This window comes from Cytobacillus luteolus, from assembly GCF_017873715.1.
Lineage (GTDB): Bacteria > Bacillota > Bacilli > Bacillales > Bacillaceae_L > Bacillus_BV > Bacillus_BV luteola.
In genome coordinates this window covers 761,744-776,701 of the sequence record NZ_JAGGKM010000001.1, presented here as the reverse complement: position 1 = coordinate 776,701, position 14,958 = coordinate 761,744, and the positions used below count along the sequence as shown (strand labels likewise).

13 protein-coding genes are annotated in these 14,958 nt (G+C 39.2%); 5 read left to right on the top strand and 8 right to left on the bottom strand.

Annotated elements, in window-relative coordinates:
* The first annotated feature begins 157 nt into the window (after positions 1-157).
* Positions 158-397, top strand: a complete 240-nt coding sequence (locus J2Z26_RS04000; protein WP_193535108.1) for a hypothetical protein — start codon at positions 158-160, stop codon at positions 395-397.
* A gap of 31 nt (positions 398-428) precedes the next feature.
* Here J2Z26_RS04000 and J2Z26_RS03995 read toward each other — a convergent pair whose 3' ends face one another.
* Genes J2Z26_RS03995 through J2Z26_RS03985 form a run of 3 tightly spaced genes read right to left on the bottom strand, consistent with a single transcriptional unit; the run spans position 429 to position 3,489 of the window.
* Positions 429-1,754 carry a UDP-glucose dehydrogenase family protein gene (locus J2Z26_RS03995; protein WP_193535107.1) on the bottom strand — a complete coding sequence of 442 codons (1,326 nt, stop codon included), beginning with the start codon at positions 1,752-1,754 and terminating at the stop codon, positions 429-431.
* An 18-nt stretch (positions 1,755-1,772) separates the two neighbouring features.
* Positions 1,773-2,930, bottom strand: coding sequence for a glycosyltransferase family 4 protein (locus J2Z26_RS03990; protein ID WP_193535106.1), 1,158 nt, complete (start codon positions 2,928-2,930; stop codon positions 1,773-1,775).
* 31 nt (positions 2,931-2,961) lie between these two features.
* Positions 2,962-3,489, bottom strand: a complete 528-nt coding sequence (locus J2Z26_RS03985; protein WP_193535105.1) for a phosphatase PAP2 family protein — start codon at positions 3,487-3,489, stop codon at positions 2,962-2,964.
* 238 nt (positions 3,490-3,727) lie between these two features.
* On the opposite strand from J2Z26_RS03985, the gene J2Z26_RS03980 reads away from it, so the two are divergent.
* The gene (locus J2Z26_RS03980) at positions 3,728-4,639 is read left to right on the top strand and encodes an FkbM family methyltransferase (protein WP_193535104.1); all 912 of its coding nucleotides are present in this window, start codon (positions 3,728-3,730) and stop codon (positions 4,637-4,639) included.
* Positions 4,640-4,707: 68 nt separating this feature from the next.
* Here J2Z26_RS03980 and J2Z26_RS03975 read toward each other — a convergent pair whose 3' ends face one another.
* Both J2Z26_RS03975 and J2Z26_RS03970 read right to left on the bottom strand, forming a co-directional pair.
* Positions 4,708-5,685, bottom strand: a complete 978-nt coding sequence (locus tag J2Z26_RS03975; protein WP_193535103.1) for a ring-cleaving dioxygenase — start codon at positions 5,683-5,685, stop codon at positions 4,708-4,710.
* A gap of 140 nt (positions 5,686-5,825) precedes the next feature.
* Positions 5,826-6,971, bottom strand: coding sequence for a glycerate kinase (locus tag J2Z26_RS03970; protein WP_193535102.1), 1,146 nt, complete (start codon positions 6,969-6,971; stop codon positions 5,826-5,828).
* A gap of 223 nt (positions 6,972-7,194) precedes the next feature.
* Between J2Z26_RS03970 and J2Z26_RS03965 the strand changes: the two genes are divergently transcribed.
* Both J2Z26_RS03965 and J2Z26_RS03960 read left to right on the top strand, forming a co-directional pair.
* Positions 7,195-7,323, top strand: coding sequence for a DUF4023 domain-containing protein (locus tag J2Z26_RS03965; RefSeq protein WP_227413646.1), 129 nt, complete (start codon positions 7,195-7,197; stop codon positions 7,321-7,323).
* 136 nt (positions 7,324-7,459) lie between these two features.
* Positions 7,460-8,398: an acetamidase/formamidase family protein gene (locus J2Z26_RS03960; RefSeq protein ID WP_193535101.1), complete on the top strand. Its 939-nt coding sequence runs from the start codon at positions 7,460-7,462 to the stop codon at positions 8,396-8,398.
* A 76-nt stretch (positions 8,399-8,474) separates the two neighbouring features.
* Here the strand turns inward: J2Z26_RS03960 and J2Z26_RS03955 are convergent, their stop codons facing one another.
* Positions 8,475-8,960, bottom strand: a complete 486-nt coding sequence (locus J2Z26_RS03955; protein WP_227413645.1) for a PaaI family thioesterase — start codon at positions 8,958-8,960, stop codon at positions 8,475-8,477.
* A gap of 301 nt (positions 8,961-9,261) precedes the next feature.
* Here J2Z26_RS03955 and J2Z26_RS03950 point away from each other — a divergent pair, with 301 nt between their 5' ends.
* A complete protein-coding gene (locus J2Z26_RS03950) occupies positions 9,262-10,470 on the top strand; it encodes an MFS transporter (RefSeq protein ID WP_193535100.1) in 1,209 nt (402 codons plus the stop codon).
* Between the two features lie 127 nt (positions 10,471-10,597).
* Here the strand turns inward: J2Z26_RS03950 and odhB are convergent, their stop codons facing one another.
* Positions 10,598-11,863, bottom strand: coding sequence for a 2-oxoglutarate dehydrogenase complex dihydrolipoyllysine-residue succinyltransferase (gene odhB / locus J2Z26_RS03945; protein ID WP_193535099.1), 1,266 nt, complete (start codon positions 11,861-11,863; stop codon positions 10,598-10,600).
* Positions 11,860-14,697: a 2-oxoglutarate dehydrogenase E1 component gene (locus J2Z26_RS03940; RefSeq protein WP_193535098.1), complete on the bottom strand. Its 2,838-nt coding sequence runs from the start codon at positions 14,695-14,697 to the stop codon at positions 11,860-11,862. Before J2Z26_RS03940 ends, odhB begins: the two co-directional genes overlap by 4 nt.
* Positions 14,698-14,958: the final 261 nt, after the last annotated feature.

Sequence of the window (14,958 nt, the reverse complement as noted above, 5' to 3'; positions counted from 1 at the left end):
CCCACCATAGTAACGCATTAACGCACCGGGGGCCTGACCCCCGTCACTTTAAAGCTTTAACGCGCCGGGGGTCTGGCCCCAAAAGACACAAAATACAAAATTATGTTTAGCTTTCGGTAATTCGGGTATCTATTATAGTAAGGAGAGTGATAGGATCATGACAGAGAAGAAAAAACAAATTGATGAGATGATTAATGAGGGATTGGGCTCTGGTCAGATCGATGATTACCTTGATAAGAAAAAACTAGAGTCACCATTAGCGAAAAAGAACCGTGAAAAAGAAAATAATAATAAGTCTAAAATGGATATTAAAAATGGAAACATGGTAAATGATATGGAAGATGCAAGGGAATTAGCGGCTTCCATCAAACTTATTAAATCCACTGATGTTAAATAGAAGTATTTAAAAAGGCCTCGCAGCTAACACTTTACGATGTTAGTTGCGTGGCCTTTATCATTGCACGACCAATTGAATGATATTCAATTGCGTATTGTTCGATATCTTCAAGACGATAACAATTACGACCATCAAAAATAATGGGAGTAGCCATTAACTTTTCAAACTCTTCAAGAGGGAACTCCTTAATTTCATCCCACTCGGTCACAATCAATGCCATATCTGCTTGATACAAAGCCTCTCTTAAACTATCTGCATAATTCACTTCATTCATCAATATTTTTCTAGCATTATCCATCGCAACAGGATCATAAACTGTAATCCGTCCCCCCTCTTCAAGAAGGCGTTCCACCAAAACAATTGATGCCGCCTCACGCACATCATCCGTGTTTGGTTTAAAAGCTAAACCAAGTATTGCCACCCTCATCCCTTTTAAACTTCCAAATCGGAGTAATGCTTTTTCAACAAGCTTTAACTGTTGGTGGTTGTTGATTCGAATGACAGACTCTAATAGATCAAATGTATGCTTTACATTTCCTGCAATTTGGACCAGCGCCTTTGTGTCCTTTGGAAAACAAGATCCACCGTAGCCTATTCCCGCTTTTAAAAATTGTGAGCCTATCCTAGAGTCCTGCCCCATTCCATAAGCTACATCCTCGATATTTGCCCCAACTTTTTCACAAATGGTTGAAATCTCATTAATAAAACTAATTTTTGTGGCGAGAAAAGCATTCGATGCATATTTAATCATTTCCGCACTTCTCACATCAGTATGAATGATTGGTATGTTAAAAGGTTCATTGATTTCTGCGATGATTGCAGCAGCTCTCTTACTTGATGAACCGATTACTATTCTATCTCCGTGAAATGTATCATAGATTGCATGACCTTCCCTTAAAAATTCAGGGTTTGACACGACATCCACCTTCAATGGACTCAGTGCATTTTCCTCAATACTTTGTTTAATTTTATCATTCGTTCCAACTGGTACCGTACTTTTTACAACTACAACGATTTCACCCGAGACATGTTCACTTATTTCCCGGGCAGCTTGAAAAATGCAATCCAAATTGGCGGATCCGTCTCTATTTTGTGGAGTTCCAACTGCAAGGTAAATTACTTCCACCTTAAAAAATGCCTCACGGTGATTCGTTGTAAACTCCAAACGTTTTTCAGCCATATTTCTATGAATCAATTTTTCTAAACCTGGTTCATAAATCGGTGATTTTCCATCTAGTAATGTTGCAATTTTATCAACATTATTATCAATACATGTAACCTGATGCCCTATCTCGGCTAAACACACTCCGGTTACTAAGCCCACGTAGCCTGTTCCAACGATCGCAATTTTTCTCATATGCTCTCTCACCTCCACTCACAGATTAATAACTCTGCTCTTCGTTACCTCGTGTTTTGGGTTGATAACTTCCTCATAGTGAAATAACAAATTTGTGAAAATTGAATCCCATGACTGTGTTTTAGCATACTTTCTTGCGTTTAGTCCCATCTCTTTCATTCGAGTGGGGTCCATAATTAGCTTACTAATAGCAATGGAGAATTCCTCAACATTGCCTGGCTCACATAATAAACCGGTCTTGTTATGTTGAATAATTTCTTGAACACCACCTGCCCTTGCCCCAACAACTGCCGTTCCACTTGCATGTGCTTCTAACACCACATTTCCAAACGTTTCTGTGCTTGATGGGAACACAAATAAATCTGAGACTGAATAAACTTCAGCCAACTCATCTCCCTTTAAATAGCCCGTGAAAGTCATATTAGGTGGTTTTGATTTTTGTAACTCTTCATACAATGGGCCGTCTCCAGCTATGAGCCAATGGATTTTATTTTGTGCCACTAACGGTAAATGCTCTGCAGCATTCATTAATACATCTATGTCTTTTTCGGGTGCTAATCGACCAACGTAACTAACGATGTAGGGAGCTTTTATCTCATACTTTTCTCGAACACCAAGACATGAGTAGGAAGGATTAAACTTTTCACAATCAACACCCCTACTCCAAATATGTACGGTTGAAAAACCATTCAGCTCAACATCAGCCTTCGTTTCAAATGAAGGCACAAATGTTTTTTGAAAAGAACGATGAAACCAATTCATATACCTCCAAAGCCATTTAGAAAGAAATTGTAAATCATAGTATTTTAAGTAACGATCAAAATGAGTATGGTAGGAGCCTACAATCGGAATGTTTAGCTTTTTCCCTAAAAACAATCCAGTTAATCCCATATTAAATGGTGTGGCAATGTGAATAAGATCGGGTTGAAATTGCTCTAATTCTTTTTTTATATGAAAAACATTTGGGAGGGCCAATCTACATTCTGGGTATAGGAAAAAAGGAAGACTACTAAACCTGAAGATTTGATTTGAATAGAGATCCTCTTCTTCAGCTTCTGGAACGAACAAGCGGTACTCAATTTTATTTTGATCCAGGTAGTCAACAAACCGCTGAAAGGTACGGGCTACACCATTCACTTGAGGAGTAAAAGTATCAGTAAAAATAGCAATTTTCATCAAATTCCCTCCTATGATTTTTTAGCAATTTTTATAAAAGAAAGACTACTAAAATACCAAATACGGTTCCTATTATTGAGCCTACCAATACATCTGAGGGATAATGTAGTCCTAAGAACACACGGGAAGCCCCCACAAGTAAGGCAAGTGGACATAGAAAGATTGCTAAGATTGGGAAATGAATGACATAAGGAGTAATTAGTGAAAAAATGGCTGTCGTATGTCCTGATGGAAAAGAGTGATCTTTTAAAGGGTTATCCACCACTTTAGCATGTGAAACAGATAGATAAGGACGAGACCTCGGATATAGTTTCTTAATGATACTCACTAACATATGGCTTGTGGCAAGAGCGATGGCACTTTCAATTGCCCACATTTTCAAAGGCATAAATGAAATGAGAATAATGGCTATCGTGATAATAATCGTAAATCTAGCACCACCTAGATGAGTGATTTGGCGAAAAAATAAATTAAGATGTTGACGATCAAAACGACTGTTTAATGTAAGAAACAAACCACATTCCCATTGATGCAAATGATTGACCCATTTCGTTATCATTCTAGTAACTCCTTATCGTTTAGTTACCTTTATTGTAACGAGCATTTGTGATGTGAGTATGAAGCTTATGTAAAAGTTCTTTTGAGAAGAGTAAAGGAGTTTAAGTGAAAATTAACAATAAACATTTAGTGCGCGTAACTGCATTGTTTTACACGTTTGAAAATTTAAATTAGCTTAACGTAGAATTCATATTCACCCATTATGATAGAGGTAGACACTTGGATAAGGAGGTTTGGATATGAGTAATTTATATAGAAACTTAGTTGAAATGCCTATTGTTACTAAAGTATGGTCGAAGTACCCAAAAATATGGAAACATCTCGTAAATGTAGGCCTCTTCATAAAATATAAAACGATCCATTTTGAAAAGTTACCTTCTTCTATTAAGCTACCTTCATCCTTTGATTTGCATATCAACCCTGAAGAAAACCGAGGAAGAGCGCTTCTCATTCGTAATGGACTGATTCAGGAGGGCTTGGCCAGGTTTTGGGTAAGTTCTGTCCATTCTTTTTCTCCCACCATCGTTCTTGATGTTGGCGTCAATTACGGCGAATATCTGTTTACAGTGAAATATCCAAAATCAACAAAAATATATGGAATTGAAGCGAATGAACAACTGTTAAACTATATAGACAAGTCATTAGAGAATCATCCAAATAAGTCACAATTTAACATCATACACGCATTTGCTACCAACCGTGAACAACAAACACACCCCTTTTACATTGATAAAAACTGGTCCGGCACATCATCAGGTAATGCATTTAATTTTGAAAAAGTTGAAAAAAAGGTGGTTCCAACCATCACTGTGGACTCCCTCTTAAAAGAAGCAAATCTGAAGAAAGAACGAATTCTCTTTAAAATTGACGTAGAAGGCTATGAAGCATTAGTTCTTGAGGGAATGGAGCATACCATAAAAAATAGCAAACATCTCCTTGGTATCATCGAATTTGATAGCATCTACCTTCAAAAAGCAGGAACGAATTTACACCTATTCTTAAACAAGCTTGATACAAACTTTTATGTCTATCTGTTTAATAAAGATGGACAATTACTTAAAATCGATTACCTATCACTAGAAACACTACAAAAAGCACTAAAATCCAAACACATCCACACAGACCTCATCCTCTCAACAACAGAACTATAAAATTGGGGGCCTGACCCCCGGCGCTTTAAAGCATTAGCGCACCGGGGGTCAGGCCCCAAAAGACATAATTATTCTTTTGTAAATTCTATCGTACTTCGCACTGTATCAATCGGACGCACGAGCTTTTCAATTTGCTCACGTTTCGGCTCTAGGAATGGAGGTAGCGAAAGCTTTTCTCCAAGCGTTTCATATGGCTCATCCCCCATGAACCCTGGCCCATCTGTTGCAAATTCAAATAGTATTTGCGGAGCTACTCGCGCGTACAATGACCCGAAGAAATAACGGTCTACGAAACCTGATGTTTGAAAACCAAAGCTACGCAAGCGTTGATCCCACTCGTCTATCACAGAACGATCTTCTACTCGGAATGCTGCATGGTGAACGGTACCAAAGCCTTGGTAGCTTTGAGGAAGTGTTGAGTTTTCCTCCACAACAACCTGTGCGCCATTTCCACCTTCGCCTACCTCAAACAAATGAAAGTCACCTTCTTGACCAATCTCCTTAAACTGCAACACCTTTTCCATCATTTCTTTAAAATAGTCAAAGTTTGCAATTCGAATAAATAGTGGCCCAAGTCCAGTAATCGCATATTCTAGAGGGATCGGCCCCTTTTCCCACGGTGTTCCAGATTCAACTCCGTTATCATTTTCATCCGAAATCAATTGATATTGCTGGTCATCAAAATCAACAAATGTGATCGTCTTTTTACCAAACTGCTCTTCCACACCAGTATGTTTAACCTCAAGACGGTCAAAACGCTTTTCCCAGTAATAGATTGCTGCATCACTCGGTACACGGAAAGAAGTCTTTGAAATCTCATTCGTTCCATGTGACCCTTTTTGAATCCCAGGAAAATCAAAGAAAGTCATATCAGTACCAGGGTTTCCTTTATCATCTGCAAAAAATAAATGATAGGTTTGAATGTCGTCTTGATTCACTGTTTTTTTAACTAACCTCATACCTAATACATAGGTGAAAAATTCATAGTTCTTCTCAGCACTACTTGTTATCGCAGTTACATGGTGTATTCCTTTTAATCCGTTCATAGAAATTCCTCCAGTTAGATTTATTTTACATCTATTCATGCCCAGTTTATTGGGTTGATAATTACCTTTATTTAAAATATCTTTAATTCGAGATAAATATATCACGAAATACAAAACACTGTCAAACTAAAAAGACAGGATTACCTGTCTCGTTCGTTCAGCCCTACCAATCTAATTACATTGCTTGTGGCACTTTTTAACAAACTTCCCGTTTTTGAAAAAATCTCCTCTAACGAATTCGGTGCATCAATAATACTAAAAACAGCAGTAATTCCCTGTTCATATAATTGATCGGTCCCTTCGCCTAAGCTACCAGATATGCAAATTGCTGGCACATTGTACTTCTTAGCAACCCGGGCCACACCTACAGGCACCTTTCCATAAATCGTTTGTTCATCTGTCCTACCTTCTCCTGTCAAGACAAGGTCCGCATCCTTTATATACTCTTCGAATCCTAATGTATTCATAATAATTTCAATGCCAGATGAGACTTTAGCATTTAAAAAAGCTATTAAGCCGCCACCTAGTCCACCTGCAGCACCGCTTCCAGGAATGTGTAAAATATCCTTACCTACGCTTTCGTGAACCTTTTCTGCAAAATTTCTTAGTGCATCGTCAAGTTCCTTTGCATCCTTTGAAGAAGCACCTTTCTGAGGCCCAAAGATAGTGGAAGCTCCAGTTGGCCCACAGAGTGGATTTGTTACATCTGAGGCAATGATGAACTCTAAATTTTTCACCCTTGGATCTAATTCATCTACATCTACCACATCTAATTCCGCAAGGGTAATCCCACCTAATGGTAGACTCTCACCATTTTTATTATAAAATCTAACCCCGAGTGCAGCGGCCATTCCCATGCCACCATCATTCGTTGCACTCCCACCTAGACCTATAATAATTCGAGTGCAGCCCTTGTCTAAAGCACATTTGATTAATTGACCAGTTCCATATGTATTGGTGCGCCTAGGATTACGCTCTTTTTTCGAAATCAAGGTTAGCCCGGATGCCTGTGCCATTTCAATTACAGCAGTCTTAGAGCCACCACCTAATATCCCCCATTTTGCCTGAACTGGCTGACCCAACGGCCCCTTCACAACCTCTTCGAAGAAGGTTCCATTTGTGCCATTAATTAAACATTCAAGTGTTCCTTCTCCACCATCAGCCATAGGCATCTCTGTCACATTTGCATGTGGGATTGCTTGAAGAACACCCTCCTTCATAAACTGGCAAACCTCTATTGCTGACAGACTTCCTTTAAACGAATCTGGAGCTATAACTATTTTCATTATTACTTCACCTTCCTGCTACTGAGAACCGGCTATATTATTTTTTGGAACATACAAAATGGTAATTTCCCCATAAGCATCCTAACTGACTATTTCCTATGTCCATCATATCAATTTCGAATTAGCTTTGTAGAAATTGAATTAAAATTTATCCCTCTAAGTATGCCAAGATTCAATATTGGATAAATTAATAGTACGTACGTTTAAAAGGAGGAATATTCTTATGGAAATGGAATCTACATCAGAATACGTCGAAAGACTACGTGAAAATAAACAAAAAGACGATGCAAACAGAAGGCGCCAAGGAAATGGTAACCCTAGCAAACGCCTTCCACAAAAAAATAAAAAATAATTAAACCGAGGCCGCTAAAATTAGCGGTCTTTTTAAATATCCCCTCACTTTATCACATTAACGCGCCGGGGGTCAGGCCCCACCCGACACATTCTTGGTATATACTAGTAATATATTTCTTGGGGAGTGAAGTAGTATGATACATAAGATTAATCTTGAATCTAGGAATTTACATGGAACGTTTAATAATGAGTATCAACCGATACTAACGGTTGATTCTGGCGATACGATCCAAGCAACCACACCTGATATCCAGTGGGGTTACTCACCTTCTAAGACGGTGGAAAGAGAAATCTATCGTTCAGGGGTGAACGAAGAAAAACCTGGCCACCCAATGGTTGGACCTGTTTTTGTAAAAGGTGCTAAACCTGGTATGGTCCTAGAAGTTCGCTTAAATGAAATCGTTCCAGGGTGGTATGGTCGTAACTGGGCAGGCGGAATTAAAAATTGGCAAAACGAAAAGTTAGGAATCACCAATGAAGAAAAGCTAGAAGTGGATTGGGAGCTTGATACAACAACCATGTCTGGTAGCTGCCGAATCGGAGACACAAAATTTCATGTAGGACTCTCTCCATTTATGGGCTTATTAGGTGTAGCACCAGCAGAGTCAGGAACTCTTCCAACTCCACCACCACGTTATTGTGGAGGGAATATCGACTGCAAGGAATTAGTACGAGGAAGTAGCCTATTTTTACCTATTTCAGTTGAAGGTGCTTTATTTTCCTTCGGGGATGGGCATGCCTTACAAGGAGATGGCGAAAGTTCAGGTACTGCCATTGAGTGTGCAATGGATTTTGTTGATCTTACTTTAATCGTCCATGAGGATATGAAACTTGAAATGCCTAGAGCCAATACCCCGTCTGGCTGGGTTACTTTTGGGTTTAACGAGGATTTAAATGAAGCAACAGCAGTTGCTCTAGATGAAATGGTAAAACTTATGAGTGAGTTTTATGGTATTACAAAAGTAGAAGCTACTGCTCTATCTAGTGTTGCTGTGGATTTAAGAGTCACTCAAGTCGTTAATGGAGTTAAAGGTGTACATGCTATTTTACCTCACGGTGTGATTCGAAAATAAAATATGTCTTATGGGGCCTGACCCCCAGTACGTTAAAGTGATAAAGTACTAGTACTGGGAGGCCAGGTCCACTTCTTTATTTAACTGCAAATGTGCTTGGCATTACAACTGCAATTACTTCTCCTTTTGCACAAAGAGTGTCCCCAGCAAACACTTCTGTTTCAACTCTCCACTTTTTCGGGTGAATTTCATGAATCGTTCCCACTGCTTTTAAGGGTATACCTTCTGGAGTTGGTTTTAGAAAGTCGACGTGCAGTGAACCTGTGACAAAGCGTGGTGGTTCTGCCCCATCACCGACTTCATGTCCATTTTTCCTATGTAAGGCAAGTGCTGCTGAACCTGTACCGTGGCAATCAATCAAGGAAGCAAGCAGTCCCCCGTAAACAAATCCTGGAATGGCCATATGTTCCGGTTTTGGTTTGTAAACGGTTACTGTTCTCTCATCAAGCCACCCTGTACGAAACTTGTGACCATCTTCATTCATTCGTCCACAGCCGTAACACCATGCAAATTCCTCAGGATAATCATCCTGTATTGCTTTAACAACTTCTAATTCTCCCAAAACATCCCCTCCTTTTTTTCAGAATATTATAACACATTTTCACCCTCGAAATGCATTTAATGACCTATGGTGATCACACTTTCCTACTTTAAAGGGTTGGGGGTCAGTCCCCCACTCCTTTAAAGCAACGGGGGACTGACCCCCAACGCACTAATGCTTTACTATTTCAAAGCGTACAACATTCAACTGTGTAAAATTTTGTAAGTTCATTTTCATTGACATTTTTATGACCATATAATAATGTTTATTAGTTCTTAATTGAATTATTGTTACAATTTATATAGAAAGAGAGGCTGCCAAGATGACAGCAGATCAACGAAAAAAGATGATCATTCTTATGATCAATATGTTTATAGCGATTGGTAGTTTCGGGATCATTATTCCAATTTTACCTGCATACTTAGTTTCTATTAACCAAGGTGGAACAGCGGCGGGCTTAATGATTGCCATTTTTGCTGGAGCACAGTTTATCTTTTCACCTATAGCTGGTAAATGGGCCGATCAGTATGGCCGTCGAAAAATGATCATTTACGGATTAGCCGGGTTAACCCTTTCCATGTTCGTATTCTACGCGGTTGATTCTATTTGGTTGTTGTATGCTTCTCGCGTAATCGGTGGAATAGGAGCGGCGTTACTCATCCCTGCAATTTTTGCATATGTAGCAGATATCACTACTCTTGAACAACGTGCCAAAGGTAATAGCTGGGTTTCCGCTTCCATGTCACTAGGGATAGTAGTAGGACCAGGTATCGGTGGCTTTTTAGCAGATTTCGGATTAAAATTTCCTTTCCTAATCTCTGCGATTGTTTCACTTGTATCAGTGGTATTCTCTATGTTGGTTTTAAAAGAAACAGAAAGAACACAAAATGCTCAAGCCTTTGCTATGCCACATGCAGATGAACCAATGTTTAAAAAACTAATTCAATCAGTAAAAATGCCATTTTTTATTCCTCTCATTATCACCTTGGTTATGAGTTTCGGGCTAATGGCATATGAATCTGTCCTAGGATTATTTGTAGACAATCAATTTGGAGCAACTCCACAAGATATTGCCTTCATGGTTACATCGACTGGTATCGTAAGTGTAATCGTCCAACTATTTGTCGTTGACCGCATCGTTCGTTCTTTTGGAGAAGTAAAGGTACTTAATATGTTTATTGCAGTTGCTGCTTTTGGTTTCTTCCTATCTTTATTTGCTAATAGCTACGGAATGTTCTTTGTAATTTCTCTAATTATCTTCCTAGCAACATCCATTCTTCGCCCAGTGTTGAACACCCTTATTTCGAAATTAGCAGGTGATCAACAAGGCTTTGCAATGGGAATGAACAATGCATATATGAGTATCGGAAACGTGTTAGGACCAACCCTTGCTGGGATGCTCTATGATATAAAAATTACGTATCCTTTTGTCTTAGGCTTGGTGCTTCTGGCAATTACATTCTCAATCACCCTTCTATGGCAAAAACAAACCTATAAAAACAACACACATCTTAAACCTGAAAAAATATAATAAATGACAAAAATGGGGCCTGACCCCCGGTGCGTTACCACTTTAAAGCACCGGGGGTCAGGCCCCCGCTACGTTAATGCTTTAAACCGCCGGGGGTCAGGCCCCTAATGACACATAATAACACTTGTTATCCTTCCAACAGTAAGTCTTCCGGGTCTTCGAGTAGTTGTTTGATTCGAACGAGGAACTGGACTGCGTCTTTTCCATCGACGATGCGGTGGTCGTAGGATAGTGCGATATACATCATTGGTCTAACCTCGACTGTGTCGTTATCATCCACAACAATCGGACGTTTTTGAATTGAGTGCATCCCTAGTATTCCAACCTGTGGCGTATTTAAAATCGGTGTTGAGAAGAGTGATCCAAATATGCCACCATTTGTGATTGTAAAGGTTCCCCCTTGAAGGTCCTGTAATCCTAACTTATTTGTTTTTGCTTTTTCCGAAAGATTCCCAATCTCCTTTTCAATCCCCGCAAAACTTAATTTATCTGCATCTCTAACAACTGGAACAACTAATCCCTCTTCCGCTGACACAGCTATTCCAATATCATAAAACTTCTTAAGAAGAATCTCATCTCCTTGAATTTCTGCATTCAATAATGGAAACTCCTTAAGAGCTCCAATAACTGCTTTTGTGAAAAATGACATGAACCCAAGTTTTACACCGTGCTTGTTATAGAAGGAATCCTTCCGTCTGCTACGTAAATCCATGACTGCTGTCATATCAACTTCATTAAATGTCGTTAACATTGCCGCTCTCTGCTGCGCCTCAACTAACCTTTTAGCAATGGTTTGTCGTCTTCTAGACATTTTAATTCTCTCGATGTTATCGTCTTTTTCATCAACATGAGATTTCGTTCCTTTTTCCGCAGACTTTCCATTCCCCGACGTCGTCTTCTCCTTCATACCGCTTCCCTTTTCTTCAGTCTGCTGATGAGCATCCACATCCTCAACTCTTAGGCGCCCTAAAGGATCTCGCCCGGAAACTTCATTTAAATCAATTCCTAATTCTCTTGCTCTTTTTCTAGCTGCAGGTGATGCAACTGGTTGATTTCGTTTTGTATCCTCTTGTGCTGCTGACTTTTCTTCCGATTGTGATTCTTCTACAGATTCTACTTTTTCAGCATCATCTGCTTCTTCAGTAACCTCGCCAGACCCACCTTCTGCTAACCTAGCAATCACTTGACCTACTTCCACCGTATCTCCCGTTTGGAAAAGTAGTTCCTTTATAACCCCGCTATGCTCACTAGTTACCTCTATATTTACTTTATCTGTCTCAAGTTCAAGAATGGCTTCCCCTTTCTCAATGGAGTCACCTTCTTTTTTTAACCATTCACCGATCGTTCCTTCTGTCAGAGATTCAGCTAATTCCGGTACTTTAATTTCAATCATCTATTTTCCCCACCTTTATGAACAGTTAATGCTTTTTCAACAATCCACGCTTGCTCCTGTTTATGAACCTGTGGATCGCCCGTTGCTGGACTTGATCGATCCGGTCGACCAATATAATCTATCGTTAAATCCTCAGGCAATACTTCAGATAAAATTGACTGAACAAACAACCATGAACCCATATTCTTCGGCTCTTCTTGAACCCATACAACTTCGTCTAAATTAGGAAATCTCTTAATCAATTTTTCTAGCTCAACCCTTGGAAACGGATAAAGCTGCTCAATTCGTGCAATATGCACAGATTCCAATTCTACAGAAGACATTTCATCAACTTTTGTAGCAAGATCTACCGCAACTTTTCCGCTGCACAGTACTAGTCGCTTCACTTTTTCAGGAGTAGAACCAGTTCCCTCCTGCTCCAATAGTGACTTGAACCCGCCACTACTAAACTCTGAACCAACTGATCCTGACTTCGGATGACGCAGAAGACTCTTTGGCGTCATAATAATTAGTGGTCTTGCTTCCTCCATTCTGGAAGTCATTGCCTGCCTTCGTAATATGTGAAAATATTGAGCTGCACTCGTTACGTTTGCAACTGTCCAATTGTTTTCAGCTGCTGCTTGTAAAAATCGCTCCATCCTTGCACTCGAATGCTCAGGGCCTTGCCCCTCATACCCGTGTGGTAAAAGCATGACAAGACTTGATTTCTGCCCCCACTTTGCTCTACCTGAAGAAATGAACTGGTCAATGATAACTTGAGCCACATTGACAAAGTCTCCAAATTGAGCCTCCCACATGACAAGGGCATCGGGCGCTTGCACACTGTACCCATATTCATAACCGAGTACTGCAACCTCTGATAACGGACTATTGTGGATGGCAAAAGATGCATTCGCCTCGGGAAGATGGTGTAGAGGGATATACTTTTCATTCGTATCCTGGTCGTTTAACACAAGATGACGATGCGCAAAAGTACCTCGTTCACTGTCTTGACCCGTTAATCGTATTGGCACACCATCCGATAGGATTGAGCCAAAGGAAAGTGTTTCCGCTAACGCCCAATCAACCTTACTTCCCTCATCAAACGCATTTTCTCTCTTTTTTAAAATCTTCTCTAACTTTGGATATACATTTAAAGTTTCTGGCCATTTTAAAAGATTGGTATTCATTGATTTTAGTAGTCTTTCAGAAACTGTCGTATCGACCTTAGGTATACCTTCAGCAACAGCTTTAGGTACAGCTGACTTTTTAAAATCGGTTTCATCTTTTACTTTTAAATCATCAAAAATCTTTTGTAGCTGCTTCATGTGAGCTTCTTCTTTCTCCTTAGCCACATTCTCAGATATTACATTTTCAGAAATTAACTGACTTGCATATTTTTTAGCGATCCTAGGGTGCTTATTGATGATTTCATATAATTTCGGTTGTGTTACATTAGGGTCATCCATTTCATTGTGTCCATAGCGACGATAGCCAATTAAATCGATTAAGATATCCTTTTTAAATTTCTTTCGATATCTGTTTGCAAAAATCATGACAGCGAGACAACTCTCAGGGTCATCTGCATTCACATGGATAATCGGAATCTCAAATCCTTTTGCTAAATCGCTTGCATACTTTGTGGAACGCGAGTCGGTATAATTCGTCGTAAACCCAAGTAAGTTATTGGCAATAATATGAATCGTTCCGCCTGTTTCATACCCCTTTAATCTACTTAAATTAAGAGTCTCAGCAACGACCCCTTCGCCAGGAAATGCAGCATCTCCGTGGATTAACACACTAAAAGAAGCTTCCTTATTATGGTCAGGAAATCCAGTTGTTTTTCTGTTATCCTGAGATGCACGAGTCACACCTTGAACGACTGGATTCACAAATTCCAAATGACTCGGATTATTTGCCAGACTTACGTGAATGGTATTATTTTTTTCACCCTTGACCTTTCGATTAGCCCCCAAGTGGTACTTTACATCTCCAGACCATCCATAGTTAATCCCACGTGAACCCTCAGATGGGATTAACTCTTTATTAGGAGAGTGATGGAATTCAGAAAAGATAAGCTCATATGGCTTTTCTAGAACATGAGCCAATACATTTAACCGACCTCGATGCGCCATACCAATCATGATATTTTCCGTACCATCCTCAATTCCCGCTTGAATCAATTTATCTAACATTGGTACTAACATATCAATTCCTTCAATAGAAAATCGCTTCTGCCCGACAAACGTTTTGTGTAAAAACTTTTCAAAATTATCCACCTGAAATAATCGCTCTAACAGTGCGATTTTTTCGGAATTGGAAATCGCAGTCGACAATCGATTTTGCTCAACGTACTGATCTAACCATTTCTTTTCTTCTTCAGCATGAATATGGCCAAATTCATAAGCAATCGACTTTGTATAAACATTTTTCAAATGTAGATAGGCTTCCCATGAATTTTTTAAAAAGTAAGGTTTATCCTCCCACACATATTCTGCTGGAATTTGAACTAAGTCTTCTTTTGTTAAGTTAAAATGAGCTGGATCAAGCAATTTGTAGCTGTCCCCAGATTTATTTTCAACCGGATAAATGCTCGCTGCCAAATGTCCACTTACCCGTATTGATTGAAAAAGCTTCATTGTTGAGATGATTTTTTGAATATCATCTACGTTGGTAGCAGTAGGCTGTTCGCTTGGTTCCCGAAACGGAGGAGCACCTAGTTCCTCAAATAATTTTTTCATGGATTCATCAACTGACTCAGGATCTTCTTGATATTGTTCATATACATCATATAAATAGCCCATATTCGGACCATAAAACTCATCCCATTTACTATTCTTGTTAAAACGATTCATCGTTTCATGCCTCCAATTTTTCTAAAGGTCAACTACTGACCTAAACTAAAAGGATTGGTATATAATTATTACATTCAACTTACATCCTGAATGTGAGTTACAGGATGATACCTTGTAATTTCTATACCCTCATTTGTAACCTTTAAATCTTAGGTTACTTTTATCGTATAAAAGATGAATAGTTAAAACATTGACGCAAATCAAGTTTTCCAAAATAATATATAATATGAAAATATCGGGTGTCCCTTATTGGACATGGGA

Coding starts and splice junctions, on each gene's coding strand:
- J2Z26_RS04000 (WP_193535108.1), top strand. CDS start 158: ATGACAGAGAAGAAAAAACAAATTGATGAGATGATTAATGAGGGATTG.
- J2Z26_RS03995 (WP_193535107.1), bottom strand. CDS start 1,754: ATGAGAAAAATTGCGATCGTTGGAACAGGCTACGTGGGCTTAGTAACC.
- odhB (WP_193535099.1), bottom strand. CDS start 11,863: ATGATTGAAATTAAAGTACCGGAATTAGCTGAATCTCTGACAGAAGGA.
- J2Z26_RS03985 (WP_193535105.1), bottom strand. CDS start 3,489: ATGATAACGAAATGGGTCAATCATTTGCATCAATGGGAATGTGGTTTG.
- J2Z26_RS03975 (WP_193535103.1), bottom strand. CDS start 5,685: ATGAACGGATTAAAAGGAATACACCATGTAACTGCGATAACAAGTAGT.
- J2Z26_RS03965 (WP_227413646.1), top strand. CDS start 7,195: ATGGAAATGGAATCTACATCAGAATACGTCGAAAGACTACGTGAAAAT.
- J2Z26_RS03990 (WP_193535106.1), bottom strand. CDS start 2,930: ATGAAAATTGCTATTTTTACTGATACTTTTACTCCTCAAGTGAATGGT.
- J2Z26_RS03940 (WP_193535098.1), bottom strand. CDS start 14,697: ATGAATCGTTTTAACAAGAATAGTAAATGGGATGAGTTTTATGGTCCG.
- J2Z26_RS03950 (WP_193535100.1), top strand. CDS start 9,262: ATGACAGCAGATCAACGAAAAAAGATGATCATTCTTATGATCAATATG.
- J2Z26_RS03960 (WP_193535101.1), top strand. CDS start 7,460: ATGATACATAAGATTAATCTTGAATCTAGGAATTTACATGGAACGTTT.
- J2Z26_RS03980 (WP_193535104.1), top strand. CDS start 3,728: ATGAGTAATTTATATAGAAACTTAGTTGAAATGCCTATTGTTACTAAA.
- J2Z26_RS03970 (WP_193535102.1), bottom strand. CDS start 6,971: ATGAAAATAGTTATAGCTCCAGATTCGTTTAAAGGAAGTCTGTCAGCA.